General features: G+C 45.6%; 20 protein-coding genes. 6 read left to right on the top strand and 14 right to left on the bottom strand.

Going from position 1 to position 23,944, the window contains the following annotated elements; translation table 11 throughout:
* The first annotated feature begins 30 nt into the window (after nucleotides 1-30).
* Nucleotides 31-459: a VOC family protein gene (locus tag GON05_RS30410; RefSeq protein ID WP_157324590.1), complete on the top strand. Its 429-nt coding sequence runs from the start codon at nucleotides 31-33 to the stop codon at nucleotides 457-459.
* A 57-nt stretch (nucleotides 460-516) separates the two neighbouring features.
* On the opposite strand, the gene cls is transcribed toward GON05_RS30410, so the two are convergent.
* The 6 genes from cls to glgB form a co-directional block, all read right to left on the bottom strand.
* Nucleotides 517-1,971, bottom strand: coding sequence for a cardiolipin synthase (gene cls, locus GON05_RS30405; RefSeq protein WP_157324588.1), 1,455 nt, complete (start codon nucleotides 1,969-1,971; stop codon nucleotides 517-519).
* Nucleotides 1,972-2,082: 111 nt separating this feature from the next.
* Entirely contained in the window at nucleotides 2,083-2,277 is a 195-nt protein-coding gene (locus tag GON05_RS30400) for a hypothetical protein (RefSeq protein WP_157324586.1), read from the bottom strand.
* Between the two features lie 127 nt (nucleotides 2,278-2,404).
* Nucleotides 2,405-3,835 carry a glycogen synthase GlgA gene (gene glgA, locus GON05_RS30395; protein WP_157324584.1) on the bottom strand — a complete coding sequence of 477 codons (1,431 nt, stop codon included), beginning with the start codon at nucleotides 3,833-3,835 and terminating at the stop codon, nucleotides 2,405-2,407.
* 90 nt (nucleotides 3,836-3,925) lie between these two features.
* Complete coding sequence (gene glgD, locus GON05_RS30390) at nucleotides 3,926-5,035, bottom strand: glucose-1-phosphate adenylyltransferase subunit GlgD (protein WP_157324582.1); 1,110 nt, start codon at nucleotides 5,033-5,035, stop codon at nucleotides 3,926-3,928.
* 6 nt (nucleotides 5,036-5,041) lie between these two features.
* On the bottom strand, nucleotides 5,042-6,190 hold the full coding sequence (locus GON05_RS30385) for a glucose-1-phosphate adenylyltransferase (protein ID WP_157324580.1): 1,149 nt from the start codon (nucleotides 6,188-6,190) through the stop codon (nucleotides 5,042-5,044).
* On the bottom strand, nucleotides 6,180-8,138 hold the full coding sequence (glgB, locus tag GON05_RS30380) for a 1,4-alpha-glucan branching protein GlgB (protein WP_157324578.1): 1,959 nt from the start codon (nucleotides 8,136-8,138) through the stop codon (nucleotides 6,180-6,182). Before glgB ends, GON05_RS30385 begins: the two co-directional genes overlap by 11 nt.
* 180 nt (nucleotides 8,139-8,318) lie before the next feature.
* Here glgB and GON05_RS30375 point away from each other — a divergent pair, with 180 nt between their 5' ends.
* Genes GON05_RS30375 through GON05_RS30365 form a run of 3 tightly spaced genes read left to right on the top strand, consistent with a single transcriptional unit; the run spans nucleotide 8,319 to nucleotide 11,076 of the window.
* The gene (locus GON05_RS30375) at nucleotides 8,319-9,440 is read left to right on the top strand and encodes a peptidylprolyl isomerase (protein ID WP_157324576.1); all 1,122 of its coding nucleotides are present in this window, start codon (nucleotides 8,319-8,321) and stop codon (nucleotides 9,438-9,440) included.
* 54 nt (nucleotides 9,441-9,494) lie between these two features.
* On the top strand, nucleotides 9,495-10,361 hold the full coding sequence (locus tag GON05_RS30370) for a class I SAM-dependent methyltransferase (protein ID WP_127451529.1): 867 nt from the start codon (nucleotides 9,495-9,497) through the stop codon (nucleotides 10,359-10,361).
* A 1-nt stretch (nucleotide 10,362) separates the two neighbouring features.
* Entirely contained in the window at nucleotides 10,363-11,076 is a 714-nt protein-coding gene (locus GON05_RS30365) for an RluA family pseudouridine synthase (protein ID WP_157324575.1), read from the top strand.
* Nucleotides 11,077-11,107: 31 nt separating this feature from the next.
* On the opposite strand, the gene GON05_RS30360 is transcribed toward GON05_RS30365, so the two are convergent.
* Nucleotides 11,108-11,512, bottom strand: coding sequence for a MarR family winged helix-turn-helix transcriptional regulator (locus GON05_RS30360; RefSeq protein ID WP_127451825.1), 405 nt, complete (start codon nucleotides 11,510-11,512; stop codon nucleotides 11,108-11,110).
* Nucleotides 11,513-11,766: 254 nt separating this feature from the next.
* On the opposite strand from GON05_RS30360, the gene GON05_RS30355 reads away from it, so the two are divergent.
* The gene (locus tag GON05_RS30355; protein ID WP_157324573.1) at nucleotides 11,767-11,934 is read left to right on the top strand and encodes a hypothetical protein; all 168 of its coding nucleotides are present in this window, start codon (nucleotides 11,767-11,769) and stop codon (nucleotides 11,932-11,934) included.
* On the opposite strand, the gene gyrA is transcribed toward GON05_RS30355, so the two are convergent.
* From gyrA to GON05_RS30330, 5 genes are all read right to left on the bottom strand, one after another.
* Entirely contained in the window at nucleotides 11,925-14,366 is a 2,442-nt protein-coding gene (gene gyrA, locus GON05_RS30350; protein ID WP_157324571.1) for a DNA gyrase subunit A, read from the bottom strand. The two genes, GON05_RS30355 and gyrA, sit on opposite strands and share 10 nt — an antisense overlap.
* Before the next feature lie 24 nt (nucleotides 14,367-14,390).
* Nucleotides 14,391-16,358, bottom strand: a complete 1,968-nt coding sequence (parE, locus tag GON05_RS30345) for a DNA topoisomerase IV subunit B (protein WP_157324568.1) — start codon at nucleotides 16,356-16,358, stop codon at nucleotides 14,391-14,393.
* Nucleotides 16,359-16,421: 63 nt separating this feature from the next.
* Entirely contained in the window at nucleotides 16,422-17,414 is a 993-nt protein-coding gene (locus GON05_RS30340; RefSeq protein WP_157324828.1) for an ABC transporter permease, read from the bottom strand.
* A gap of 15 nt (nucleotides 17,415-17,429) precedes the next feature.
* Nucleotides 17,430-18,410 (bottom strand): ABC transporter ATP-binding protein, encoded by a 981-nt coding sequence (locus GON05_RS30335; RefSeq protein ID WP_157324566.1) that lies wholly within the window; start codon nucleotides 18,408-18,410, stop codon nucleotides 17,430-17,432.
* On the bottom strand, nucleotides 18,410-19,225 hold the full coding sequence (locus GON05_RS30330; RefSeq protein ID WP_181646351.1) for a GDSL-type esterase/lipase family protein: 816 nt from the start codon (nucleotides 19,223-19,225) through the stop codon (nucleotides 18,410-18,412). Before GON05_RS30330 ends, GON05_RS30335 begins: the two co-directional genes overlap by 1 nt.
* A 266-nt stretch (nucleotides 19,226-19,491) precedes the next feature.
* Between GON05_RS30330 and GON05_RS30325 the strand changes: the two genes are divergently transcribed.
* Nucleotides 19,492-19,764 carry a hypothetical protein gene (locus GON05_RS30325; protein WP_157324562.1) on the top strand — a complete coding sequence of 91 codons (273 nt, stop codon included), beginning with the start codon at nucleotides 19,492-19,494 and terminating at the stop codon, nucleotides 19,762-19,764.
* 347 nt (nucleotides 19,765-20,111) lie between these two features.
* Here the strand turns inward: GON05_RS30325 and GON05_RS30320 are convergent, their stop codons facing one another.
* Both GON05_RS30320 and GON05_RS30315 read right to left on the bottom strand, forming a co-directional pair.
* A complete protein-coding gene (locus tag GON05_RS30320; RefSeq protein ID WP_246239587.1) occupies nucleotides 20,112-21,959 on the bottom strand; it encodes an ABC transporter ATP-binding protein in 1,848 nt (615 codons plus the stop codon).
* Nucleotides 21,956-23,791 carry an ABC transporter ATP-binding protein gene (locus GON05_RS30315; protein ID WP_181646350.1) on the bottom strand — a complete coding sequence of 612 codons (1,836 nt, stop codon included), beginning with the start codon at nucleotides 23,789-23,791 and terminating at the stop codon, nucleotides 21,956-21,958. Before GON05_RS30315 ends, GON05_RS30320 begins: the two co-directional genes overlap by 4 nt.
* Nucleotides 23,792-23,944 lie beyond the last annotated feature (153 nt).

The following is a 23,944-nucleotide window of genomic DNA, read 5'->3' as shown; positions in this document are numbered from 1 at the left end:
GAAAAAAAACAAATCTGAGGAGTGACACAAATGGCATTAGATTTTTACTTGAATTTCAATGGGAATTGTCGCGAAGCGGTGGAATATTATGCAGAAGTATTCGGTGCTGAACAACCGAAAATCATGACCTTTGGCGATACGCCGTCAGACCCGGCTTACCCGCTCCCGGAAGAAGCGAAATCCATGGTTATGCACGCCAGACTAACGATTAGCGGCAGCACAGTGATGTTCTCCGATGTCTTCCCGGGTATGCCTTTTGTAGCCGGAAATAATATTTCCTTATCCATGGTCAGTAAGGATATCGAAGAAATCAAATCCGCTTTCCATAAGCTGAAAGAAGGCGGCAAAGTAGGTATGGAACTCCAAGAAACTTTCTGGAGCAAATGCTACGGCAGCTTGGAAGACAAGTTCGGCATCCAATGGCAGTTTAACTACGATAACGGCGAAGTCGTCTACTAATTCCACGGATGAACAAAAAACACGTCCTCTCTTTCCAGGGAGAAGGCGTGTTTTTGTTTATAGAATGGGAGAGATCAGCTTCGAGATGGATTCCAGGAATCGTATGCGAAGAGAGCGCTTCTCATATTCCTCCAATGTTAGTTCCATACAGCCTTCCATGTCCTTCCAAAATGTGGCTTCCAGCTTTTTCGCAGTTTCCTCGTGATACATCAGCGCATTCGTCTCAAAATTAAGCCGCAGGCTTCGAATATCGAAGTTAGCCGTCCCTACCGATGCCATTTTCCCATCGATAATGATCGTCTTCGCGTGTAAAAATCCATAATCATAGAGGTAACATTTCACGCCGGCGCGAAGCAGTTCCCCCACATAATAAAGAGAAGCCCAATGCACAAACAAATGATCCGCTTTCTGCGGAATCATAATACGAACATCAATGCCAGACAAAGCAGCTATGCGCAGAGCATTGAGCATGCTCTCTTCGGGAATAAAATACGGCGTCTGCAGCAGGATCCGTTTTTTGGCCATATGAATCATTTTGAGGAATGTGTACACAAAATGAGGCCATTCCTCGTTGGGCCCACTCGCCACGATCTGTATCGGTACCTGCTGCGAATTGCCTCCTTCTTCACGTTCTGGAAAATAACACTGATCCACTTCGACTGCTGTCGAAGAAGCTAAATTCCAGTCCAAGATGAAACGGGACTGAAGCGCTCGAACCACACTCCCCGTTAAACGGAGATGTGTATCCCGCCAAAATCCGAAACGAGGATCCATGCCGAGATATTCATTCCCCACATTGAACCCGCCCATATAGCCAATTTTGCCATCAATAATGACTAACTTCCGGTGATTGCGATAGTTCACTCGATAGTTCAAATAAGGGATTCGCGAAGGGAAAAAAGCTGCTTTCTGCCCGCCTGCTTTCAGAAAATCCCGAAAGAAAGAATCCTTTAAAGAACGTGAACCAATATCATCATACAAAAATCGAACGATGACCCCCTGCTCCGCCTTTTTCGTTAACGCCTCAATAATCCGCTTCCCCAGCGCGTCATTTTTTACGATGTAATACTGCATATGAATATGCGATTTCGCGGCTTCGATTTTCAACATCAAATCACTGAATTTGCTTATCCCATCCGTGAAGATATCGACGCTGTTATCCTGGGTTAGAAATGCGTCATTCGAGGACACGTTCAAATAAATCAAATCACGGTATTCGCTGACCATCGGATTCAGATAGGTCATCGTCCCGTTCATCAGCTGCTCCCGCTGCTCAGAGATGACCGTCTGCATTCTTTCCTGCATACGCTGATTCCATTTGTACAGCTTTCTGCGGCTTAAATTTTGCCCTAACATCACATAGAGCAGAAAACCGAGAATCGGAATAAATAGCAGCACCATTAACCATGACCAGGTAGCCGCCACGTTCCGGCGTTCCAAGAATACGACCGTAAGAGCAAGTAAAATATTAACAATAAAAAGTACAGTAAGTGCGTGCGATATCCAATCCATGTTGCCACTCCTAACCGTTGTTGTCAGTGGATCAGGAATATTATACCTTATTTTCGGCAATTTCGAAAAAAACCTCGTATTCTGGCTTCAGAACACGAGGCTGATCTTGTATTAGGCTATTTTTTTAATTAGGCATAACTTCCGTAAATAGTAAACGCCACCTACTTTAATAACATCATCCGAATATGCTTCTATGAGTGTTCCTGAGTCTTCTAATTCGCCGTCAAACCACACCTCAACAGGTGTTTGAAATAGCATGCAAAGATACATATCCGCGTCGGTTAAACAATCTGTCGTCTTGCTCATCTGAACAACTGCCTCCCTCACCATTTTTCACCTGACAACATACATATCGTCATTTGTAAATGATAAATGAAGAGGAGGTAGGTAAAAAAGACTGGAAGCTATGAGCCTCCAGTCCTGCTTTTTCCCTTTATTTGACCATTTCCTTATAAAGTCCGATATACTGCTGCGCGGACTTCTTCCAGCTAAAGTCGCCTTTTTTCATGTTCATCTGAATTTTCAACCAGGCGTCACGGTCATTTTTGTAGAAAAAGACCGCACGGCGGATCGTATGCAGCATATCGTGCGCATTATAATCTCTAAAGGAGAAACCGGTTCCCTCGCCTGTAAACTCATTATATGGCAGAACCGTATCCTTCAGTCCACCGGTTTCACGGACGATCGGCACAGAGCGATACCGAAGCGCGATCAGCTGACCAATCCCGCACGGCTCAAATTGTGAGGGCATTAGGAACAAATCAGAAGCCGCATAGATTTGATGCGCCAATGCCTCGTCAAAGCAAATTTGAGCAGATACTTTGCCAGGATGCTTCAATGCCGCTTGCTTGAACATCTCCTCATAGTCGTATTCGCCTGTCCCGAGTACAACGAGCTGGATGTCTAGCGACAAAATTTCTGGAAGGACATGCTGGATGAGATCTAGCCCTTTTTGCTGCACCAAACGTGTTACGAGGGCAATCATCGGGACATCTTCTCTCACTTCCAATCCTAGCCGCTCCTGAAGTGCTGTCTTGTTCAGCTGTTTTTTAGGCAGTGAATCCCGGTATGTAGACACCAGATGCGGATCATTCATCGGATCAAATACTTCATAATCAATCCCGTTCACGATTCCCGTCAGCTGATCCCTGCGGTGGCGCAGCAGGCTATCCAAATGTTCGCCAAAGTACGGCGTTTGAATCTCCTCGGCATAGGTCTGGCTAACCGTTGTAATACGGTCCGCGTACAGAAGCCCTCCTTTTAGGAAGCTCGCACCACCATGCAGTTCAAGCGCTGTTCCGGTAAAATGATCCTCGGATAAGCCAAACAGCTCCTTAAACAACGATTGGCTAAACACACCTTGATATTTCAAGTTATGAACAGTCGTTAGCGTTTTAATCTCGCTATAGAATGGCAAATGTTGATAATGAGCCTTCAACAGCACGGGAATCATGCTGGCTTGCCAATCGTGACAGTGAATAACATCCGGCTGGAAGTCGAGCAGCGGCAGCGTTTCGATAACGCCTTTGCAGAAGAAAGCAAAACGTTCTGCCTCATCGCCATAACCATAAACGCCGGAACGATTGAAATAAAATTCATTGTCCACGAAATAAAAGGTAACCCCATCCTGCTGCAGAACTTGAATGCCGATATATTGCTTTCTCCAACCGACATAGATATCATGCGTCACAGCCGTAGTCATCGCTTCCCGGTACTTGGCAGGAATCCCGCCATATTTAGGCAAGATAACCCGTACATCCAGCCCTTGCTGGATAAGTTCTTTCGGCAATGAACCGATCACATCGGCAAGACCTCCCGTTTTAATAAAAGGAACTGCCTCTGAAGCTGCAAAGAGTACTTTCATCTTTCCACTCCTCCTGATAGTCGAAAAGCCGCCTATGGGAAGGCAGGCTTTTCGGATTATATCTAGTTATGCGCTTAAGAACGATACCGATTAGATCACTTTCGTTTTTGCCGCGATGAACGGCGCTTTGTTGTCACCTGTCAGGACACGGCCGCGGGAGATGAAGACATCCTTATCGAGAATCGCATTCTCAATAATAACATTTTCTTCGATTTCGCAGTTTTGGAGGATAATACTGTTTTTCACGTAAGCTCCCTTACGGATTTTCACTCCGCGGAACAAAATGCTGTTTTCTACCTTACCTTCAATGGTGCAACCGTTTGCGATCAACGCGTTTTTGGCTGCGGCGGATTCCAGGTATTTCGCAGGCGGTTCATCCTTTACCTTTGTATAGATCAGGTTCTTCTGGAAGAACAATTCTCTCCAGATCACTGGATTTAACAGCTGCATGCTGTGCTTGTAGTAACCTTGAATCGAATTCACGATGCCTACATGCCCTTCAAATTTATAGCCATACACACTAAGCTTATCAATATTTTTCATGATACCGTCGCGAACCAGGTGATCATACCCTTGAGCCAGGCAGGATTCTACCATGTCCAGCAGCAGCGCTTTGCTCATAATATACATTTCCATGGAAATGTTATTCGTCCGCAGTCTGCCCGTGTGATCCTCCATAAGCGTTACTTGTCCGTTATCTTTGACCGCCAAGCGGCGGAACTTCCCTTGAATGTCCTCATCCGTTTGCTTATAGATGACAGTAATGTCCGCTTGCGTATCCTCGTGATGGCGGATAACATCGCGCAAATCAAGATTGCACACCATATGGCTGCGGGAAATAACAACCAGCTCTTCTTTCCCACGGTAGAAATAATCCCGATGGCTATAGAATTGGTATAGGTCACCACGTGAAATGCCTGTTGGCTCATCCAAGACGGATGGAAGGACGAACAATCCACCGCGCTTTCTGTCCAAATCCCACTCTTTTCCCGACCCCAGGTGATCCATCAAGGAACGGTACTTGTGCTGTGTAAATACGGCCACATTGTCAATCCCAGAATTCACCATGTTCGACAATGTAAAATCAATTAACCGATAACGTCCGCCGAATGGTACCGATGCAGGGCAGCGGAAATAAGTCAGTTCTTCCAAATCGTCCGGTTCATTCACTAAATTAATGACACCCATTACATGTTTCATCTGAGATCATCCCTTCTGTTTGGCAGTCGCTAATACTCGTTCATTGCCGCCTATGAGTGTAATTTCACCGTGACCGTCTACAACAGCGCCATCTTCCACAATCGTGTTTTCCCCAATAATCGCTTTGTTAATCGTTACATTATTACCGATTTTTGCATTTGGCATAATAACGGAATCCTTTATTTGGCTGCCTTCCCCCACTTGTACACCAAAGAACAAGACAGAATGATCGACATCTCCGAAAATCGCACAACCCTCATTCACGAGTGAACGCTTAATGTTCGCAGTTGGCGCCACATATTGAGCTGGTTGATATGGATTTTGGGAGTACACACGCCAATCTTTATCATTCAGATTCAGCTCATTATGATCATCGAGCAAATCCATATTTGCTTCCCACAAGCTGTCAATGGTACCGACGTCTTTCCAGTACCCCTCGAACGGATAAGCGTACATCCTTGCTTCATTCCGGAGCATCATCGGGATAATATCTTTCCCGAAATCCTTACTGGAATCCGGATTCTCTTCGTCCGCAATCAAATACGATTTCAGAACGCTCCAGTTAAAAATATAAATACCCATGGAAGCCAAGTTGCTGTTCGCTTCTTTTGGTTTTTCGGCAAATTCAGTTATTTCCTGATTCTCATTTACGCTCATAATTCCGAAACGGCTGGTTTCTTCCCATTTCACTTCGATAACGGCGATACTTGCATCAGCTTTCTTCTCTTTGTGGTAGGAAAGCATCTTATCGTAATCCATTTTGTAAATGTGATCACCCGAGATGATCAAGACATACTCCGGATCATACTGCTCAATAAATCCAATGTTGCGGTAGATGGCATTGGCTGTACCTTTGTACCAGTCTCCGCCTTTTTGTTCCATGAACGGAGGCAACACAGTAACACCGCCATTTTTGCGGTCCAAATCCCACGAACTGCCGATTCCAATATACGTGTTGAGCACGAGTGGCTGATATTGCGTCAAGACACCAACGGTATCTATGCCTGAATTCGTGCAATTGCTAAGGGTGAAATCAATGATACGGTATTTCCCGCCAAAATGAACAGCAGGTTTGGCCAAATTATTCGTTAGTACGCCTAGTCTTCGTCCTTCTCCACCAGCGAGGAGCATGGCAACACATTCTTTACTGCGCATCTCTGATTTCCCCCTTCAACTTCGTTTTCTCTAGTTGGAATTCTTTTACACATTTTATATAAACAGCCGCAAGCGGCGGAATACACAGTGACAAGCTATAAGGCAGTTCGTGATATTTTCTTTTTTCACTTGTGATCGGCAGCTTGTTCCCTTGGCCGGAACCTCCGAACTCTGGAGCATCGCTGTTGAAAACAACCTCGTACATGCCATTGCGCGGAACGCCGATTCGATAATCGGGATGCACCACCGGTGTGAAATTACAAATGAGAATCAGATCATCCTCAGCCTTATTTCCTTTGCGCATGAAAGTGACGACACTTTGGCTTTCATCATGCGGATTAATCCATTTGAAGCCGTCCGGACTATGATCCTTTTGCCATAAAGCCGGCTGGTCCAAATAAAATTGATTGAGCGCCTTCACGTAAACGTGCATTTGCTCGTGTTTCTCATAACCGTCCAGCAGGAACCAATCCACTTCCTCCTGGTCCTTCCATTCGTCGAATTGACCGAATTCGCTGCCCATGAACAGCAGCTTTTTGCCAGGGTGACCTGACATATATCCGTATAAAACGCGCAGATTGGCAAATTTCTGCCAATAATCGCCTGGCATCTTATGTAGGAGTGAACGTTTCCCATGGACAACCTCATCGTGAGAAAAAGGTAAGACATAATTTTCACTAAAGGCGTACATGAAGGAGAACGTGATTAATTTATGGTGATATTTGCGATGAACGGGATCCAGCTTCATATAACGCAGCATATCGTTCATCCAGCCCATGTTCCATTTATAGTTAAATCCAAGCCCGCCATCATGCACAGGTGCTGTCACCAACGGCCAATCCGTAGAATCCTCGGCCATCATAAGCGCATCCGGATAATAAGAGAACACAACTTGATTCAATTTTCGCAAGAAAGCGACAGCTTCGGGATTATCATCCCCTCCCCATTGATTCTTAAGGGGCTTCTCATTCCATCTGCCGAAATTCAAGTGCAGCATGGAAGCTACAGCATCAACCCGGATACCATCGATATGGTACATATCCATCCAGAAAATTGCGTTTGAAATAAGAAAGCTTTGCACTTCCGGCCTGCCAAAATCAAATGTAAGTGTCCCCCATTCCAACTTCTCGGCTTTGCGAGGGTCTTGGTATTCATAAAGCGGCTTTCCGTCAAACTGCCTTAAGCCATGAGCATCCTTGCAGAAATGCCCAGGGACCCAGTCCATAATGACGCCAATCCCTTTTTGATGACAACGATCGACGAAATGCATGAACTCTTTCGGTGAACCATGCCTGCTCGTAACAGAGAAATAACCTGTCGCTTGATAGCCCCATGAACGGTCAAACGGATGCTCGGCAAGCGGCATTACTTCAATATGTGTATAACCCATCTCCACAGCATAATCGACTAGCTCATCCGCAAGCTGGTCATAGGTATATAATTCTTCACTATGTCTGTCTTTTTTGCGCCACGTACCTAGGTGCACTTCATAAATCGACAAAGGCTTGTTATAGGCGGGAGCCAACTTCTTCTGCTCTAACCAAGCCTCATCCTGCCATTCGTAGCCATCCAAATCGACAACGCGAGAGGCAGTGCCTGGACGCACTTCCGAATAAAAGGCGTATGGGTCAGCTTTCAACAAAATTTGACCTGTCTCACTAAGGATTTCGTACTTGTAATGATCACCTTCACTGGCCTCAGGAATAAACAGCATCCATACGCCGAGTGAACTGAACTTCTCCATGCGGTGTTTACCGGATTGCCATTGGTTGAAATCGCCAAGCACGTTTACTTGTTTGGCATTAGGCGCCCATACAGCGAAACGAACTCCCTCATAACCTTTCCTTTTGCTAACATGCGCCCCTAGGATGCGATAGCTGTGATACAGGGATCCTTCATGAAGTAGAAACAAATCTTCTGAGCTGGGTGTACCAACATTTGCCCCCATGTTATCCCTCCCATAATCGACCTTTTTCTTCAAAATATGGATGTAATAAATAATCACATACAGTACAAATACAACATGCAGGTGGAGAATTCCTTCAAACCCTCATATTAAAAAAAGGAAAATCCTTAATCCTGGGTGAATTACTAAAGTGACAGTCATTTGAAAGGTGGAAACCAGATTATGAAAGACAAGGTGAAAGGACTTATCGTAGGTTTAACGATCGGTTCGTTAATTAGCGGTACAGCTGCTTTTGCGGCTAGCAGTCAAATTGAAGTGGCGTTCCGCAGCATCAAATATATGTTTGATGGTGTCGAAAAAGTGCCTGCAGATGGAAAAGGTTTTGTTTACGAAGGTTCTACTTACGTCCCTCTTCGCTTCGTGAGTGAAGCTCTGGGAAAAAAAGTCGAATGGGATGAAGCCAATGAAACCATTTGGATCGGAATCAACCCGAATCAAATCGTTGCTACTTATCAAGGCGGTACGGTGACAAGAGGTGAGTTCGATACTTTCTTTGCGATGCAGGGCATTTTCAATAATGGCCATGCAGCTTCAAAAGATAACCCTGAGTATCAAAAAAGCGTTTTGAACCAATTAATTCAATATAGAATTCTGTACGGTAAATCTTCCGAGGCTGATCAAAAAGCGGCGAAAGATACAGCGTCTGCACAAATGGCAACTTGGAAATCCCAAAATGGCGAAGCCAAGTTTCTGGAAGAATTGAAGAACTTCAAAGTTACTGAAACGGAGCTTCAATATTACCTCGTCGGACGATTAACAGCAGAAAACTATATCAAATCCAGCGTTACTGATGCACAAGTTAAAGCCAAATATGACGACAACCTCAAACAAGATAAAGATTTTTATACGATTGCTTCCGTCCGCCATATTTTGATTGGTTTAACAAATGCGGACAAGAGTGTGACCCGTACGAAAGAAGAAGCGCTTAAGCTTGCTAAGGATGTCGAGCAAAAACTTAAGAATGGTGAAGACTTCGCGAAGCTGGCTAAAGAATTCACAGACGATCCTGGCTCCAAAGAAACCGGCGGTCTTTATGAAGATGCAGAAGTTAGCGGTTGGGTACCTGAATTTAAGAAAGCGGCGATTGAGCAACCTGTCGGCGCTGTAGGCGACCCCGTTGAAACACAATTTGGTTACCATGTGATCAAAGTCGAATCCAGATCCGTGAAATCTTTCGATTCCGTCAAGGATTCAATAAGACAATCACTGGAGCAAGCTCACTACCAACAATTTGTAGAAAAAGAATTGCCCGGTTTGATTGAAAAGATCGATTTAAGTGAATAAATGGTGTACAATGAATGTTTGTTAAAGTATACAAGTTGAAGGATGGAATGCAACATGTTTTATGCAAAAGACTGGGTAGATTATGAACTTCTCGACACCGGCGGCGGCGAAAAGCTGGAACGCTGGGGTACGATCGTATTGAGAAGACCTGACCCGCAAATCATTTGGCCTTTGGAAAAAGAAACACCCGCATGGCGTCAAGCCGATGCTCATTATCACCGCAGCTCCAGCGGCGGCGGACAATGGCAGCAGCATGCTGAACTGCCGGAACGCTGGACCATCACCTACGACCAGAAGCTGAGCTTTTATATTAAACCAACCAGCTTCAAGCATACGGGCCTCTTCCCTGAGCAAGCCGTCAACTGGAAATGGATGATTGATAAAATCCAAAACGCCGGAAGACCGATCAAGGTATTGAACCTATTCGCTTATACAGGTGGAGCTTCACTTGCCTGTGCTTATGCAGGAGCAGAAGTTTGCCACGTTGATGCCTCCAAAGGTGTTGTGCAATGGGCGAAGGAGAATCTGCATCTAAGCGGCATGGGTAGCCGTCCTGTACGTTTCATTACGGATGACGTATTCAAATTCGTGCAAAGAGAACAGCGCCGCGGCAGCAAATATGATGCGATCATCATGGATCCTCCCTCTTACGGGCGCGGACCTAATGGCGAGACTTGGAAACTGGAGGATGACCTCTTCCCTTTCATTCAAACCTGCCAGACGATCTTGACCGATAATCCTTTGTTCCTGTTAATTAACTCTTATACAACAGGTATTTCGGCTACGGTCCTGCAAAACATCTTAACGATGGCGATGAAAAGCAAGCATGGCGGTACGATCTCAAGTGGAGAAATCGGCCTGCCGATCACTCACTCCGGCTTAATGCTCCCTTGCGGTATTCTGGGACGCTGGGAGTCCTAATATGACTGGAGCTAAAGATGTTTCGGGAGCATCGCAAATTCCGATCCTTTTCGAAGACAACCACATTCTCGTGGTAGAGAAGCCCGTGAACATGCCAACACAAGAGGACGACTCGCGTGATCCTGATCTGCTGAATGTCCTGAAGGCGGATATCAAGCTCCGGCACAACAAGCCTGGCAATGTCTACCTCGGGCTTGTCCATCGGCTTGACCGTCCTGTAGGCGGCGTGATGGTCTTCGCCAAAACGTCTAAGGCCGCGTCACGGCTGTCGGACGCGGTAAGAACTAGGCATCTCGACAAAACGTATGTCGCTATTGTGCATGGCAAACCGCCACAGCCGACGGCAACGCTGCGTCACTGGCTCTGGAAGGACACGCGGACGAATACCGTCAGCGTTGTCAAACCAGGCCAGCACGAAGCCAAGGAGGCTGTGCTGGATTATAAGCTGCTCGGCAGCCAAGACGGTCTCAGCTTGATTCAGATCAAGCTGCATACCGGGCGGCCGCATCAAATCCGCGTGCAGATGGCCGCCATCGGCTGCACGCTGTACGGCGACCAGCGCTACGGCAGCGCGGTCAACAAGCCCGGCCAGCAGCTAGCGCTCTGGGCGACGGCTCTATCCTTTGAGCATCCAACACTCAAAGAGACGATGCGCTTTCGGTCGCTGCCGCCTGTGCAGCGGCCATGGAGTGAATTTACAATCCCAGAATTGTAAATTCACGCCGAATCGGGGGTCGCTACTGCGATTAATTAGCGACTTTCCCCAACAAATAAATAAGCAGTTTCTGATTATGGGCGGAAACGCGGCTCAGGTAAGTGTCCAGCAGTTGTTCACGGACTAACGTACCTCGCTCGCATTCCGCTTTTCCTTTGTCTGTTACGTGCACCCACACGATACGGCGGTCTTTCTCATCCCGCACCCGTACGATTAATTCACTTTTCTCCATACGATCTAATAGCGTTGTAACCGCAGCAGGTGTTGTAGATAGATATTCGATTAGATCTGAAGGCTTCATACGCTCGTTCGTCATAAGCAATTCTAATACGTTAAGTTGCCCTTCTGTAATCGTAGGTGCTAATCCTACTTCCATCTGGCTCTTCAATTCCTTAGACAATTTCAGCCACAGCTTTCCAAACTCATCGGAATACAACCTCACATCAACTCGCTTCCAACATCTACTATAACGCAAGTATAGCACGCATTTTCACTGGTTAAAAGGTTAATGCCGTTAATACTTTCCTACAAAAGCTGCACATTTCCGGGACATGCTGTGGCATGTTGTCGAGCCATCCACAACTTTGTCCGAACTTGAAGAATGTCTCGACTTCTTTTAACATTCCGCCCACTTCTAACATATACTGTGAAGCAGTCAGATTTGCAGATTACGCTAAGGAGTGGTTCAACGTGGACGATTGGAAAATGGAGCTTGGCAAAAAGGCACTTGAGGCCGGCATGCTGAAAGACCCACAGTGGCTGGATCGATTAGACGAACCGATGCCCCTGTGGGTCTTATTAGAGTTAGCTTTTATGCTGATGGAGAAGCTGGATCCACCTACGGTCAGTTATGACTGAGGGAAACGCAGAACATCTATAATGGATTCTGTTTTGGTAACAGGGATAAGCTGTTTGCCTTGCGCTTTACGATCTTCCAGTGGCGCTGTCTCCGTCGAGAAGCGAAGCTTCTCTCCATTACTCATTACGGCTGTAATCTGATAATCCATTTTCACTATGAATGTTCGGATTAAACCTGTTCCGTTCGGTCTCACACGCTTGCCTTCTTTAAATTCAAAGGTGAGAATACCTTTTCCTCCACGCCCTTGAATCGGATAATCTACGACAAGGGACCGTTTGGCATACCCAAGGTCTGAGATAACGAGCACTTCCCCCTCATCCCCATAAATCCACTCAGCCGAGACGACATCATCGTCATCTTTGAGCTGGATGCCGCGCACACCCGCGGCTGCACGGCCCATCGGGTTTACTTCTTCCTCGCGGAAGCGGATGCTCATGCCCAGCTTCGTGACAAGCAGGATTTCCTTCGTGTTATCGCTGAGATGAACATGAAGTACTTCATCTTGCTCAGCAAGCTTACAAGCAACAAGTCCATTGGAGCGATTCGTCATGTACTCTTTGAGCTCCGTACGCTTCACTTGGCCCTTGCGAGTGACGAACACAAGTGATTTCGTTGGATCCTCAAAGCCTTTGACCGGAATCACATTAACGATACGGTCTTCTTTGGCGATTGGAATGACATTGACGATAGCGGTACCATTTTCTTTCCATTTGTACTCTGGCACTTGATGGACGGGCAATAAGTAGTATTGACCTTTTTTCGTGAAGATCAGCAGGCTCTCAATCGTATTCACGTCTAGCAAGAAGCGCAAGTAGTCGCCTTCCTTGAGACCTGTATTTTCCAGTTCTCCGCCAGATCGTGTAAACGACAGCTTGCTAGTGCGTTTCAAGTAGCCTTCGTTAGAAAGCGTGACGAACACGTCTTCCGGATTGACGAGCACTTCCAGATTAACTTTCAGCTCCTCAACCTCGCCCTGAATCGCTGAACGGCGCTCAATGCCGTATTTCTTCCGTATTTCGCCCATTTCATCTTTAATGACACCTAAAAGCTTTTTCAAGCTGCCCAAAATGCCACGCAAATAAGCAATTGTTTTTTCAACATCTTTCAACTCTTTTTCAAGAGTTGTAATTTCTAAATTCGTTAACCGGTATAATTGCAAGACGAGAATGGCGTCCGCTTGACGCTCGGAAAAGCCAAATTTCTCCATCAGATTGTTTTGAGCATCCTGCCGATTTTTGGACGCTTTGATCGTTGCGATCACTTCGTCCAAGATGTTAAGCGCTTTGACTAGCCCTTCTAGCACGTGAGCGCGGTCTTCCGCTTTCTCAAGCTCATATTGCGAACGGAACGTGACAACTTCCTTTTGATGTTCAATGTAAGCTTCCAGAATTTCGCGAATGCCCAATTGTCGCGGCGCTTTATTAACAATCGCCACCATATTGAAATTGTACGTGACTTGCAAGTCCGTCTTCTTCAGCAAATAAGCTAAAATCCCTTGCGCATCCGCTTCCTTTTTCAGTTCAATGACAATTCGTAATCCGTTACGTCCGCTTTCGTCCCGAACCTCCGCGATACCCTCGACTTTCTTCTCAAGACGGATGTTTTCCATTGCCGTTACAAGACGCGCTTTCACGACCTGATACGGAATTTCCGTGATCACAATTTGTTGTCTTCCGCCGCGCATGTCTTCGATCGCTGTTTTGGACCTTATGTAGATACGGCCTTTGCCAGTACGATAAGCTTCACGAATCCCCTCTTCGCCCATAATAATCCCGGAAGTAGGGAAGTCAGGACCTTTAACGATGGTCATTAACTCTTCAACTGTCATCTCAGGCTTGTCGATCATCGCTGTACAAGCATCAATTATTTCACGCAAGTTATGCGGCGGAATTTCAGTCGCAAAACCTGCCGAAATACCGCTTACGCCGTTCACTAGCAGATTCGGATAACGCGCTGGGAGCACAACTGGCTCTTTCGTGGAGTTATCAAAATTATCTTTGAACATGACGGTACGTTTCTCAATATCACGAAGCAGTTCCATCGCAATTTCTGAGAGCCTTGCTTCTGTGTACCGCATCGCTGCCGGCGGATCATCATCCAGTGATCCCCAGTTTCCATGGCCATCTACAAGTGTATGACCCATCTTCCAAGGCTGTGCCATACGAACCATACCATCGTAAATAGACGCATCTCCATGGGGATGATAGTTCCCCATCACATCGCCGACCGTTTTTGCGGACTTGCGGTATGGTTTATCAGGGGTATTCCCTGAATCGTACATCGCATACAATACGCGTCGTTGTACAGGCTTTAAGCCGTCCCTGACATCCGGGATCGCGCGATCCTGGATAATATATTTGGAATAACGCCCGAATCGATCGCCAACTATCTCTTCCAGATAGGCCGGTAAAAATTCTTCTAAAATACCCAACTTTCAGTCACCACTCTTTTTGGTCTACTCTACATATTCGGTAAAATCGACGTTCTCGATAATCCAACGTTTACGCGGATCCACTTTATCGCCCATTAAGGTTGTTACTCGGCGCTCCGCTTTCGCAGCGTCTTCAATCTGAACCTGCAGCAGCTGCCGGCTCTCCGGATTCATGGTTGTTTCCCATAACTGCTCCGGATTCATCTCGCCAAGTCCTTTGTACCGCTGTAACTCGGTATTCTTGCCAAGCTCTTTCACAACTTGCTGCAATTGGTCGTCGGTCCATGCATATTTATAGCCGCCATTTTTGCCTTTTCTCGTCACTTTGTAAAGCGGCGGCTGCGCAATGTACACCTTGCCTGCATCAATCATAGGCTTCATGTAGCGGTAGAAGAACGTCAGAAGCAGCACTTGAATATGTGCGCCGTCAGTATCCGCATCCGTCATAATAATAATTTTACCGTAGTTCATTTCTTCAACTTCGAACTCAGAGCCGACTCCTGCTCCGATCGCCGCAATGATCGCTTTATACTCGTCGTTTTTCATAATATCGAGCAACTTTGCCTTCTCAGGGTTCATTGGCTTCCCTTTTAGCGGCAAAATCGCTTGATGCTTGGAGTCGCGCCCTTGTTTCGCGGAACCTCCTGCAGAATCTCCCTCAACGACGAACAATTCATTGCGCTGCAAATCCTTGGATTGCGCAGGGGTTAGCTTGCCGCCAAGGTTAGAACTCTCGCTTTTCCCTTTTTTCCCGCTGCGAATTTCTTCTCTAGCTTTACGAGCTGCTTCACGGGCTTTAGAAGCTTGAACAGCCTTCTTCAGCATCATCTGCGCGATTTGCGGATTTTCTTCCAGGAACACCGTCATCTTGTCCGAAACAACCGCATCCACAGCACTTCTTGCAATAGCGCTTCCAAGCTGGTCCTTGGTTTGACCGACGAATTCGACATCGCCCATCTTAATATTGATTACGACCATCATACCTTCTCTCAGGTCGGTACCGTCAAGGTTTTTCTCTTTCTCTTTGAGAATGCCCGCTTTACGTGCATATTCATTCATGACCCTTGTATAAGCCGTTTTAAAACCCGTTTCATGCGTACCGCCGCCGCGGGTCGGGATTGCATTCACGAATGAGGCGATCGTTTCGGTGTAGCCATCATTGTACTGAAGAGCCACTTCCACTTCAATTTCGTCCTTCTCAGAGGCAAAATGAATAACGGGATGAAGCACGGTCTTCTCTTCGTTCAGGAATTCAACGAATTGGCTGGCGCCGCCTTCATATTGGAACGAATCCTGTTTATCCGTGCGCTCATCTTTTAAATTAACCTGTAACCCCGAATTCAAGAAGGCAATCTCTTGCAATCGCTCGGATAAGGTATCGTAGGAAATGGTGGTGCCGCCTTGGAATACGCGTTTGTCTGGCTTGAACGTAACTTTAGTCCCTGTCCGGTTCGTATTGCCTATAACTTCAAGCTTCGTAACCTGTTCACCCACATGCTCAACACCAGCATCATCGACCCAGTATTCAAAGCGCATCTTGTGCACTTTGCCCTCGCGATAAATTTCAACTTCCAGCCACTCTGAGAGAGCATTCGTAACCGAAGCACCAACGCCGTGCAGACCACCGGATTTCTTGTATCCAGAACCTCCGAACTTGCCTCCGGCATGAAGAATCGTAAACACGACCTGCGGCGTAGGAACTCCTGTCTTATGCATACCTGTCGGAATCCCCCGACCGTTATCTTGCACCGTGATGGACTGATCTTTATGTATGGTCACACTGATTTTGGAACAGTATTTGGCAAGATGTTCATCTACCGCATTATCGACAATTTCCCAAATCAAATGGTGCAAACCGGAAGAACTCGTGCTGCCGATATACATCCCTGGTCGTTTACGAACAGCGACAAGCCCTTCCAGTACTTGAATATCATCGACATCGTAATCCGATGTTGGGGCTTTTCCATTAGCAAATTCTAGTTGCTCAGTCATTGAAGCCCTCCTTTTTCTAATATAGGGTTCTTTGATAGGAGTTTCGCGACTCCAAATATCTTGTTAATTCAATATATCCTTGCGGGAGAAAACAGTAAAGGAAACAATCAGCGAAATCGCGGCCCAAACACTTAATACACTTAGCGAGAAGGCCAAATCCATACCTTTTATCGGCGGCAGACCTCCTGTAAGATATTTGGTTAAGTCCAAGTTGACCATAAACAAATACTTCGCTGTTTCCCAAGATGACACCATGTTCGAAAGAATCGTCCCCGAAATTAAGACTGCGAGCATGACCCCCATACCGGCAGCTGTTGATCGAATGAGAACAGAGATCATTAACGACATCAGTGCGACGACTAATGCCGAAAACCAAACTAATCCAAACTCCATCAAGAGGAAAAACCATTGATCAACCGCTCTTACCAGGCTGAAGTCCACATCCGTGCCATTGATCTGAATGCCTGTAAAAATAGGCATCGTCCATCCGTTATAGCCGAAAACAAGGCCGGAAATCAAGTAACACAGCACACCGGTCGAAAGAACTGTAAGCGAAGTAAAGAAAATAACAGTTATTAATTTGCTCAATAGGATTTTCCATCGCCGGACCGGTCTTGTCAACAATAATTTAATAGTCCCCGTAGAATGCTCGGATGATACGATATCTGCGGAAATGACCATGATGATCAACGGAATGAATAAAGAGACGGCATTTTTGACAAATTCACGCGTGAAAGTAACGGCATTAGGCGAGCTCGGATCGACATCTTGATCCAGATAATAATTAGCAATCTGAATCTGCACTTTAAGCTGCTGCTTCCATTCGTCTGGCGTACGTGCAGAGCTTAAACGCTTTTCCCAGTCAATAATTTTCTGGCGCTGATCCGCCTTCCAGTCTGTTGTACCAAATTGCTTTTGTGTATTTTGAGCCACTCGCATTTGTGCATAAGTAAACATAGGAATAAGGGCAAGCAGGATCAGGATGATCACATAAAATCGTTTTTTCTTGATCATTTTGATGCATTCATTTTTGACGAGTTCATACAGAATACGCATTTCTTTCACCGTCCCCTATTGTATGGTTTCACCCTCGGTTAGGCTCAAGAACAAATCTTCCAGCGTTGGGTTCTTGATTTCTACAGCGTAGAGGCTAATTCCTGCTTCCATCAATTGCCTACTTATTTGCGGGACATGCTCTTTATCCATCTGGGTAACAATTTGTCTCACTGAATCATGTGTATGCGTGGGATCATCTTGGCCAATTTCCTCAATCGCGTTCACAAGTGGAGACGCATCGAGAAGCCCCTCAGCCTTATCGGCCGGAGACACGGACCAAACCACTTTGCCGCCTTGCGCAATCAACTCATTCACCGCTCCTACTTGAATGACTTGGCCATGGCTAATAATCGCTACACGGTCACACATTTGCTGAATCTCGCTTAATAGATGGCTGGAAACAAACAAGCTCAATCCATCAGCCGCCAAACGCTGAATAAATTCCCTCATTTCCTTGATTCCTTGCGGATCAAGTCCATTGGTAGGCTCGTCCAAAATTAACAAGCTAGGCCGCCCAAGAAGCGCTTGCGCGATACCAAGCCGCTGCCTCATGCCAAGGGAATAGGTACGAACTTTATCATGAATTCGCCCATCCATCGAAACAATTTCAACAACCTCATGAATTCTCTGCTCGTCAACATCCGGCAGCATTCTAGCAAAATGCTCGAGATTTTCCCATCCCGTTAAGTACGAATACAACTCCGGATTCTCTACAATGCAGCCAACATGACGCATGGCTTGATTGTGCTCCTTGCGAACGTCAAATCCACAAATGTGAATCGTCCCTTCCGTTGGCCGAATTAGATCAACAAGCATTCGAATGGTTGTTGTTTTCCCGGATCCGTTAGGCCCTAAAAAACCGAAAATTTCACCGGCATAAACATCAAAGGAAATTCCCTTGATAATCTCTTTATTTTTAATTTGCTTTCTCAAATTTTTCACGGATAATACGGTATCAGGAACGATTACTGCTTCTGTCACTTTGCCTGCCCCCATTACTTCAGAATTTGTAAAATTCGATCTGCAATCCGCTCATAACCATCCGCATTAGGATGAAAATGATCAGCCGAAGACAAATATTTAATCAAATTTTGTTCAAACAAATCATAAGTTGGGACAATCACCATTTGTGGATAACGATTGATCATTTCGAAAACACCATTATTCCAGCGCTGCACAATAAGCGAACCTTCCTGTTTCGGATCCATATCTAAAAATGGATGAAATAAGCCTACGTACATCACCGTTGCCTTTGGATTGGCCTTATTAATCGCTTCGAGAATTTTCTGCACTTTATCGAGCGCCGGAGCCACACGACTTACCGCTGCCTCAGGGTTAAACTCTGTCTGATTATCCCCTTGAAAAAGTCCGTCTCCACCTGCAAAAATATCATTTCCGCCGATAGTAAGCAAGATAATATCTGCCTGCGCAAGCGCATCCTGTGTCTTCTTTAGCGTCAGATCAGCCAGCAGCTGGTCGCTCTTGTAACCTGGAATGGCTAAATTATTAAGCACAAATACCGGTTTGCCTGTTTCCTTCTCCAGCTTTTCACGGACGCGGCCCACATAACCTTTGCCTGTATTGTCACCCGTTCCTGCCGTTAATGAATCGCCGAGCGCTACAATTTGCAGCTTTGCTTTGCTTTCAATCATCGATTCCTTCTTCGGAGCCTCTGTCGCCAATTGAAGCGATCCGGAAGCCTTCGGAAACCATATCTGATTCGCCGCGTAAGCAAATCCTACAGCGAAAACAATCGTCGTAATAGATGCGGTTAAGCCAATTGTTCCCCATATGAAGCGAGATGATCTCAAAAATGTCCCCTCCTGCGAATAAATGGCATAATTCATACTAAGAGTATAGCTTCTAGAATAAATTTGCAAACGCTGCATAAAGGTAGTGTCAAAAAAACGATCATATGTTCGTTTGGATAGTATAACATATTTAGCCATAAATCAAACAGTCTCAAATATTTTAGCTTTGAGTGATTGATATCCTCGAAATAGAGGACTCCAGTTCCGCTATGATTTGGCTTAGCGGAATTTCTCGCTAGACTTTGTGTGTCTGGTGAGGTGGAAGGTTGCAAAATGGTGAGTACAACGGTTGGATTGTGGAAGGTGGTTCTACTGTTGGTGGGTGTGCGGTGTTGTTTGATGGTGGTTCTACTGTTGGTGGGTGTACGGTGTTATTTGATGGTGGTTCTACTGTTGGTGGGTGTGCGGTGTTAATTGATGGTGGTTCTACTGTTGGTGGGTGTGCGGTGTTACTGACGGTAGTGCTACTGTTGTTAGGTGTGCAATGTTACTTGATGGTGGTTCTACTGATGGTGGTGTTGATATTGTGGGGTTCGTGATTTTCAACTTACAAGTGGCGCAATTCAAGTAGTTGCGTTTACAATACTATAACGGACTCAGTTGCCGCTATTGGCTGCTTTTATGAGTTATTTGGGAATCTAACGGACGCAGGTGACCTTAATCGTCTTGAAACTAGCTGAAACCACTGTAAATCCGATAAATAACAGCTCCTCGGTCCGTTAGATTCTCAAATTGGGCTAATTTGGCCGAATAGCAGCATGTGGGTCCGTTAGCAGAAGAAATAGAGTACTGGAAGGTTTCATTAGGAAAACCTTGGCATACTTCTCCCCCACTTTCAAACAAAAAAATAAACCTAGCGGCATGAATTTCACCGCCAGGTTTATGACTAAACAGCATCCTGCAAAAACTTATACTGCGCTTGAATCAAGCCGTAATAAATTTTCTGTTCCTTCATCAATTCATCATGATTGCCGATTTCCATCATGCGGCCATGATCCAGCACAACGATTTTGTCCGCGTTGCGAATCGTAGAAAGCCTGTGCGCCACGATGAAGGAAGTCCGCCCGGCAAGAAGCGTTTTGAGGGCTTCTTGAATTTTCAGCTCCGTATCCGTATCGATACTGGCCGTCGCTTCATCCAGAATGAGTACTCGTGGATTCGCAAGCAATGCCCGCGCAAAGGAAATCAACTGACGTTGCCCCATCGATAACACATTTCCGCGTTCCTGTACCTCTGTGTCATAGCCATTCGGCAAGCCGACGATAAAGTCATGCGCATGAACAGCTTTAGCAGCCAGTTCAATCTCTTCGTTCGTTGCATCCAACCGACCAAAACGGATGTTATCTCGAATCGTGCCCGAGAAAATAAACGTATCCTGCAGAACGACGCCAATTTGGGAACGCACGCTTTGAATCGTAACATCGCGAATGTCAGTGCCGTCAATCAGAATACGTCCCTCTGTAGGATCATAGAATCGGCAAAGCAGATTCATAATGGTACTTTTACCTGATCCTGTGTGCCCAACTAACGCGATAGATTGCCCTGCATGCACATCCAGATTAAAACCTTTTAATGCCGGACGACCAGCCTCGTACTCGAATACGAGATTTTCAAACTTCACATTCCCTTTGATGTTAGGCAGGTCTTTCGCGTCTTCAAGCTCAGCGACAGAAGGCTTTTCGTCGATAAATTCGAAGATCCGCTCAGCAGAAGCCATTGCAATTAGCAGTTGCGAATACATTTGACCCAGGCGCGTAATCGGCTCCCAGAAATAACCTATGTAAGTAGCGAAAGCAACCAATAAACCGACTGAAATTTCCTCCGTTTGGATCAAATAAGCACCCATCCAGAAGAGAATGCAGTATCCGATTGCTCCTGTAATCTCGATGAGAGGACCGAACGTCTGATTGAGCATCGAAGCGCGATTCCAGGATAGACGGTTAACCATATTCATTTTGGTGAAAAACTGAATATTTTCTTTTTCCTGCGAATAAGCTTGGGTGACCCGTATCCCTTGAATACACTCATTCAAATGGGCATTCAGCCGCGATTGTTTCATCGTTACATCTTGCCAGGCATGGCGAATTTTCTTGCGCAGCTTGGTAGAAATCATGAACATGATCGGAACCGTTACAATAATGGCAGCCCCTAATTTAAAATTAAAAGTCAGCAAAATAATAATGATCCCAACAAGCTGCACAACGTCAATCAACAGGTTGACGACCCCGTTTGTAAACAAATCTTGCAGTGAGTTCACATAATTCGTTACACGAACAAGAACAGATCCTGCTGGACGTGTATCGAAGAATCGGAACGACAGCTTTTGAATATGGCTGAATAAATCATGCCGCAAATCATAAATGACGCGTTGTCCAATCATATTCGTGTACTTAATTCGGAACGTGTTTGCCAGCCATTGGATGATATATACGCCAAGCATGACACCGACGATGATTAGCAGCAAGTTCGTATTTTTAGGTACAATAGCATTATCAATCGCTTCTCTGATCAGTAGGGGTACCGTCAATTTGGTGATAGCTCCAACCAACATCATAATAATGATAATCGGGAGCATTTGTTTCTTATAGGGCTTCATATAACTAAATAAACGTTTCAATTGACCCCAATCGAAGGGCTTATCAATCAACTCATCGTCCTGGTAGACAAATCGTTGCCCGACTTGAGAATCTTCGTTCTTGGCAGACGCCTCGGCTTGATTCGATTTCGTACTCAATGTGCTAACCTTCTTTCTTGCAAAGAGGAATGGTTTCGCGTTGTCGCATCTAATTCACTATCTTTGGCTGCAGCAACTTGATCATCTTCAGTCGCTTGCTTAGGTTGATCCGCGTATTGAATATCGTAAGTTTGACGATAAAGGCCTTCCTGCTGCAGTAGCTCGTGATGTTTACCTCTTTGAACGATTCGTCCTTTATCCAAGACGATAATTTCATCAGCATGCTTCAAGGAAGAAATCCGATGCGCAATAATAAATGTCGTTCTTCCCTTCATGACTTCACTAAAGCCTGCTTGGATCTCGTGTTCTGTTTCCATATCAACAGCGCTCGTTGCATCGTCAAGCACCAGGATTTTGGGATCTTTGATCAGTGCTCGAGCAATGGCAATACGCTGCTTTTGACCGCCTGATAAGCCTAATCCGCGCTCGCCGACAACAGTATCATAGCCTTCCGGCAGCTCAGAAATGAAATCATGCGCTTTAGCCAGTTTCGCTGCTCGAATAATTTCATCCATCGTAACATCTTTGCGTCCATAAGCGATATTGTTAAGAATAGTGGAAGAGAATAAGAACGTTTCTTGGAAAACGGTTGCAATCTGGCTGCGATAGCTTTCAATCTCAAGCGAACGAACGTCTTTACCATCCAGCATGACTCGGCCGTCTTTCACATTGTACGCTCTCATCAGCAGTGAAATCACCGTCGTTTTACCTGAACCCGTGCTGCCTAGAAGCCCAATAACTGAGCCTGCTGGAGCATCCAAATTGAAATCATATAACGCTGGCTGTTTTTCGGGATAAGCAAATGTCACATTGTCGAAACGCACATGACCTTTCACTTGGCTGCTTGTTACAACGGCTGCATCCGCTTGATCTTTCACATGTAAATATTGATGCAAAATATCGAGAATTTTCTCGCCAGAAGCTTTCGTGTTCGTGAAGTTGTTGATATGGAAACCAAGTCCCCACATCGGTCCGATAATGTACCAGATTAAGCTGAAGCAAGCAACCAACTCACCTAGGGAAATCGTATCCTGGATGACCATGTAACCCCCAACGCCAAGCAGCATAACGACGCTCAGATTCGCCAGAATTTCCATGATCGGAAAGTACTTCGCCCAAATCCCGGAACTTTCAATATTCATCGCCTTGTAGTCCTCATTACGGGCTGAAAACTTAGTCACCTCATGAGCTTCACGCGCGAACGATTTGACGGTCCGAACCCCTGTGATGTTCTCTTGTACCGCGGTTGTCATCGAACTAAGCGATTGGCGCACCATCCGGAATGCGGGATGAATTTTGCCTTCAAAACGAATGGCCGTAAACGCCAGAAATGGCATCGAAATCATGGTCAGTAAAGCTAACTTCCAATTGATGGAGAACATCATGCTCATACCAAAAATCAGCATTAGTAGAACGTTTAATAGTTGAGCAAAACCAAATCCGATGAATTGCCGAATTGCTTCCAAATCAGCCGTCAATCTGGACATTAAGTCCCCTGTTCTTGCTTGATCGTAGTACTGAAAGGATAAATACTGCAGCTTGTTATAAAGCGCATTCCGCAAATGATACGCAACCCGGTTGCCCAATCGGCCCCCTAGCAAGCCATGCAGGAATTGAAACATCCCTTTCATAGAAACGACAATCACAACAATAATTGCTAATTTTGGAACGAGTTCAAATTGCTTTTTTGCGATCACGTTATCGATGAGATACCGGAGTAAATTCGGATAAACGAGACCTAATGCAGTTGCTAGGGCTAAACATAGAATAGCTCCAAAAAACAGTTTTTTCTCTGGCCAAAAATAGGGCTTCAGTTGCCTGAATACATCCACTTTGGTGACCCCTCCTCAAGAAGGTGAATTTGGAAAAGCTAGGTAAGCGTTTTAATACTTAATGAATCTTAACACCATCCCTATATGCGGGCAATCAGAAGAATGCGTGATATATTCGCTTAAAAGCCCATAACTTCACAAAAACGTGCAGGA

Source organism: Paenibacillus anseongensis, from assembly GCF_009757995.1.
Lineage (GTDB): Bacteria > Bacillota > Bacilli > Paenibacillales > NBRC-103111 > Paenibacillus_E > Paenibacillus_E chondroitinus.
This window is presented reverse-complemented; position numbering and strand designations above follow the sequence as displayed.

What these genes read in the sequence shown, in the direction of transcription:
- cls (WP_157324588.1), bottom strand. Translation starts at nt 1,971, where the DNA reads ATGGATTGGATATCGCACGCACTTACTGTACTTTTTATTGTTAATATT.
- GON05_RS30400 (WP_157324586.1), bottom strand. Translation starts at nt 2,277, where the DNA reads ATGAGCAAGACGACAGATTGTTTAACCGACGCGGATATGTATCTTTGC.
- GON05_RS30410 (WP_157324590.1), top strand. Translation starts at nt 31, where the DNA reads ATGGCATTAGATTTTTACTTGAATTTCAATGGGAATTGTCGCGAAGCG.
- GON05_RS30365 (WP_157324575.1), top strand. Translation starts at nt 10,363, where the DNA reads ATGACTGGAGCTAAAGATGTTTCGGGAGCATCGCAAATTCCGATCCTT.
- GON05_RS30370 (WP_127451529.1), top strand. Translation starts at nt 9,495, where the DNA reads ATGTTTTATGCAAAAGACTGGGTAGATTATGAACTTCTCGACACCGGC.
- glgD (WP_157324582.1), bottom strand. Translation starts at nt 5,035, where the DNA reads ATGAAACATGTAATGGGTGTCATTAATTTAGTGAATGAACCGGACGAT.
- glgB (WP_157324578.1), bottom strand. Translation starts at nt 8,138, where the DNA reads ATGGGGGCAAATGTTGGTACACCCAGCTCAGAAGATTTGTTTCTACTT.
- glgA (WP_157324584.1), bottom strand. Translation starts at nt 3,835, where the DNA reads ATGAAAGTACTCTTTGCAGCTTCAGAGGCAGTTCCTTTTATTAAAACG.
- GON05_RS30385 (WP_157324580.1), bottom strand. Translation starts at nt 6,190, where the DNA reads ATGCGCAGTAAAGAATGTGTTGCCATGCTCCTCGCTGGTGGAGAAGGA.
- GON05_RS30340 (WP_157324828.1), bottom strand. Translation starts at nt 17,414, where the DNA reads ATGCGTATTCTGTATGAACTCGTCAAAAATGAATGCATCAAAATGATC.
- parE (WP_157324568.1), bottom strand. Translation starts at nt 16,358, where the DNA reads ATGACTGAGCAACTAGAATTTGCTAATGGAAAAGCCCCAACATCGGAT.
- GON05_RS30375 (WP_157324576.1), top strand. Translation starts at nt 8,319, where the DNA reads ATGAAAGACAAGGTGAAAGGACTTATCGTAGGTTTAACGATCGGTTCG.
- GON05_RS30335 (WP_157324566.1), bottom strand. Translation starts at nt 18,410, where the DNA reads ATGGGGGCAGGCAAAGTGACAGAAGCAGTAATCGTTCCTGATACCGTA.